This is a genomic window from Streptomyces yokosukanensis, from assembly GCF_001514035.1.
Lineage (GTDB): Bacteria > Actinomycetota > Actinomycetes > Streptomycetales > Streptomycetaceae > Streptomyces > Streptomyces yokosukanensis.
The window spans coordinates 29,871-33,517 of the sequence record NZ_KQ948234.1; the positions used below are offsets into that span (position 1 = coordinate 29,871).

Genomic DNA, 3,647 nt, shown 5'->3' on the forward strand with positions numbered 1-3,647 from the left:
CGGACGCCGACGGTGGCGGACGGCGCGTCGGCAGTGAGGGTCGTGGCGGCGGTGGTGCGCAGGCTGGTGTGCGGGGCGGGGGTGGTGCGTACGACGGTGCCCTCGGGCAGAACGAGGACGCGGGCCGGGCGGATGCCGCTCCCGGTCAGGGTGACCTCGCCGGTGGCCCACAGTGGCTGCCGTGCCTGGCCGAGATCGGCGCCGAGCAGGTCGAGGGAGTCGCCCTGGGCGGTCGTGAGGAAGTTGGCGTAGTACTGGTTCTCCAGAGCGCGCCAGAGTTCGTGGACCTGGACGGCGGCGGCGTCGAGCACCTTGCGCAGGGCGGAGCCGGACGTCAGGTCGACGTCGCTGCCGAACATCGCCCGGGCGCGGGCCTGTTGATCGGCGATGATGCGGTCGATGCCCTTGAGGACGAAGCCGTCCGGGGTCACGCCGTAGCCGTCGGCGGAGGTGACGGGTGGGGTGAGGTCAGTCAAGGCGTCCCCCCGAGGTAAGGGCGAGCGTGGAGCCGGCGACGGTGTCGATGATCGCGTAGACGGTGTACTCGCGGCTTGCCCGGGCGGCCTCGACGATCTGTTCATGGGCGGCGGCGCCGGCCAGATCGGGCCGGAAGTCGAGGTAGCGCGGGTCGTCCTGGAAGAACACCTCCCGGACGTCGGCGACCCGGCGGTCCGCGCAGAGGCAGCGGACCAGTTCCATCCGGATGTACTCCTTACGGGCCTGGCGGTCGAGAGCGTAACGGCCGATGGAGAGCCGGTCGAAACCGAAGGTGGTGTTGAGCCGGTCGGTGCCGAGCTGGGTGCCGACGGCGAGCAGCAGTGCCTGGACGAGCGCGGCGAGGCCCTCGATCTCGGCGGGTCCGCCGGTGTCCGGGTCGTTGACCAGGTCCCCGTCGTCGAGGGCGAGGCCGCGGCCGAGGCTGGGCCTGCCGGTCGGGCCGCCGCCCGGCAGGCCTGGCAGGCCTGCCAGGCCCGGCAGGTCCGACAGGTCTTGCAGGTCCGGCCGCGGGGGGCCTGGGGCGACGCGGGGGTCGGGGACGGCCATTCAGATCGCCTCCAGGAAGGTCTGCCCGGGGTCGGTGATCTGCCAGGTGCCCACCCCAGTGCCGCTGGCGGTGGCGCCGTGCGCGGTGGCGAGCAGGACCGGTTTGCCGCCGACGACGAGCTTCGTGGCAAGGCCGTCCGGCAGGGCGGGGGTGGTCGTGCAGGGCTGTGGGGTACCACCGGGGGTCATGGCCGTGCAGGGGGCGATCATCCCGGGGACGGGGGCGGCCGCGGAGCCGAAGGTGAAGGGCGCCTCCGCGCCGATGGTGAGCACCCCCTTCCCGCTCACGGTGACCGCCGTGTTGCCAGGGGCCAGCTTGCACTGCCCGCCGTGCGAGCACTGCATGATCGCGCCTTCGGCGAGGACGAGAGGCATCAGCCGATCGCCACCTTTCCCTGTCCGACCGTCAGGCTGGCGCCGCCCGCGCTGACGGCCACCTTGTCCGCGTCGACCGTCACGCTCGCCCCTCCCACCTTGACGGCCACCCCGCTGTCCCCCACGGTCACGCTCGCCGGGCCGGCGGTGACGGTCGCCTTCCCGTTCTTCGAGGTGACCGCGACGTTCCCGTCCCGGTCGATCCGTACCTCGGTGCCCGAGCTGTGGCTCAGCAGGAACTCCTCGGCGGTGCCCTCGGCGGGCCGCTCGCCCACAGCGGAGCAGGCGGAGGTGCCGACGGTCAGCTTCAGGCCGACCGCCTCGACGACCCGGCGGCCGTCGGCGGCGGTGAGGTCGTTGACGCCCTTGCCCTCGGGACGCGGGTCCGGTCCGGCGGAGAGTCCGGTCGGCAGGCAGAGCCACCAGTCGCCGGCCTTCGCCCGGGGGCGGTCCATCGAGGGGTCGTTGGCCCAGAGGAACCCGGTGACCACCGAGTCGTCTCGGGATCCGCGAACATCGTTCAGCAGTGCCCGCATGCCCTCGTAGACCGGGACGGACAGGCCCACCTTGTGCCAGGCGAACGCCGCGGCGAGCGGTTTGTCATGGAGCACGGGGCCGTGCTCGTCGACCACCAGGTCGACGCTCGGTGACACGGCCGCCGGGGCGTCGCCCTGCCCGTACGCGACGTCGGCGGACCGGCGGTCCGGCTTGGCGGAGCGGATCTGGCCGGCGTCGACCGAGGGCGAGACGGTACGGGCGTCGCGGATCCGGCCGGCGATGGCGTCGGCGATCGCGAACGGGCTGCCCTCGCGCGCGGCCTCGGTGTTCTTCCGGTTGCTCTTCCCGCCGCCGCTGCCGATGGCGGCGCCGATGCCGGTGTCGCTGGTGAAGACGGCAGCCCGCCCGGTGCAGACGTAGCCGTCGCGCGGCGAGAAGGAGTGGGTGAGCTGTATGATCCGGTAGCCCTTCAGCGGATTCTGGTAGCCGTCCACGCTGGCGGCGACCAGTTGTCCGGCGCGCAGCGCGGGCATGCCGAGGACGGTGAAGTCGAAGGCGCCGACGGAGGTCTGCTCCGGCAGGTCGTTCATGACCCGCAGCGTTCCGGCAGTGCTGGCCTGGACCGGCACCAACGCGGCGAGCCGGGCGGTGCCCCCGCCGTCGGGCGCGATCAGGGCGTCCTCGCCGCTGAGCGCGGCGAGCGCCGCCGACGGGTCGGACGGCAGGGCCTGGCCGGGTCCGGACGGCGGGGAGGTGACGGCCTGGCCGAACTGGACCGTGCCGTCCTGTACCAGGAGTTCGGCGTCGAAGCGCCCCGCGAGTTGCTGAAGCATGACGAAGGCGTTCGGTGCGTCCAGGGTGATCTCCCGGCGTGAGCCGGTCGGGGTCGCGCGGGCGCACAGCTCGGCCCTGGCCTTGCCGACGATCTCCTCGGCCGCCTCGGCGGGGGTGACCTCCTGCCGGGAGTAGTGGGCGAGCCCGGTCGTTCCCTCCCCCTCGCCGAGCTCCTTGGTGGTGACCAACTGGAAGGCGGCCTCCTCGAAGCCGGTGAGCAGCACGCCCAGCTGCGTGTCGCGCCGGGAGACGGTCATCCCGTCCACCCGGCCCTTCAGGACGGGCTTGCGGGACCCCGGCGACTCCAGGTAACCGAGCGTGATCTCCACCTCGACCCCGCCCACGCGGTCACCCCGTGCTCCGGCGAGCGCGGTGGACAGCTTGCGCTGGGCGGACAGCGGCAGGGCGGCGAGGTGAATGCTGAAGGCGCCGGGCTGTCCGAGGCCGTAGGTCACGGTGATCTCGGCATCGCTGAGGATCAGGCCGCCGGACACGTCGTTGGACACCGTGATGTTGAGCGTCGGGAACGTCACGCGGTACCAGAGGATCACGCCCATCGCGGTGCCACCCCGATCACGATCTGCGTGCCGTAGTGGCCGGGGCCGTTGAGATTGCCCTTGGCCACCTTGGCGGTCACCAGCCGGATCGCCAGCGACCCGGCGTAGTGGACGAGTTCGGGCTCGGCGACGAGCTTGCGCAGGAACTCCACCTGCGGCCCGGCCGGCCCGTGGCGCACCACCCGCAGCACCAGGTGGCCGGGCGGCGCCGTCGGCACGGCGGCCGGACCCGGCACGGCGAGGTCGTAGAGCGTCTCCGGTGGGTCGGTGGCGGGAGCGTCGAGACTGACATAGAGGCCGAAGTCGTAGGCCGTCGCACCGATCAGGCAGACGAACGCC

General features: G+C 72.8%; 4 protein-coding genes and 1 pseudogene. All 5 read right to left on the reverse strand.

Features of this window, described 5'->3' with window-relative positions; translation table 11 throughout:
* Window positions 1-476, reverse strand: a pseudogene (locus AQI95_RS40990) (baseplate J/gp47 family protein); the annotation flags it as partial.
* Window positions 469-1,044, reverse strand: a complete 576-nt coding sequence (locus tag AQI95_RS40995) for a hypothetical protein (RefSeq protein WP_067136151.1) — start codon at window positions 1,042-1,044, stop codon at window positions 469-471. The pseudogene AQI95_RS40990 and the gene AQI95_RS40995, both read right to left, overlap by 8 nt.
* Complete coding sequence (locus AQI95_RS41000; protein ID WP_067136153.1) at window positions 1,045-1,419, reverse strand: hypothetical protein; 375 nt, start codon at window positions 1,417-1,419, stop codon at window positions 1,045-1,047. It lies immediately after the preceding gene.
* Complete coding sequence (locus AQI95_RS41005) at window positions 1,419-3,308, reverse strand: hypothetical protein (RefSeq protein WP_067136155.1); 1,890 nt, start codon at window positions 3,306-3,308, stop codon at window positions 1,419-1,421. The genes AQI95_RS41000 and AQI95_RS41005 overlap by 1 nt, the downstream gene beginning before the upstream one ends.
* A partial coding sequence (locus AQI95_RS41010) for a hypothetical protein (protein ID WP_159056681.1) occupies window positions 3,299-3,647 on the reverse strand: 349 nt, incomplete at its 5' end. The genes AQI95_RS41005 and AQI95_RS41010, both read right to left, overlap by 10 nt.

Bases quoted from the DNA above. Each gene is read 5' to 3' on its own strand.
- AQI95_RS40995 (WP_067136151.1), bottom strand. From the start codon at position 1,044: ATGGCCGTCCCCGACCCCCGCGTCGCCCCAGGCCCCCCGCGGCCGGAC.
- AQI95_RS41005 (WP_067136155.1), bottom strand. From the start codon at position 3,308: ATGGGCGTGATCCTCTGGTACCGCGTGACGTTCCCGACGCTCAACATC.
- AQI95_RS41000 (WP_067136153.1), bottom strand. From the start codon at position 1,419: ATGCCTCTCGTCCTCGCCGAAGGCGCGATCATGCAGTGCTCGCACGGC.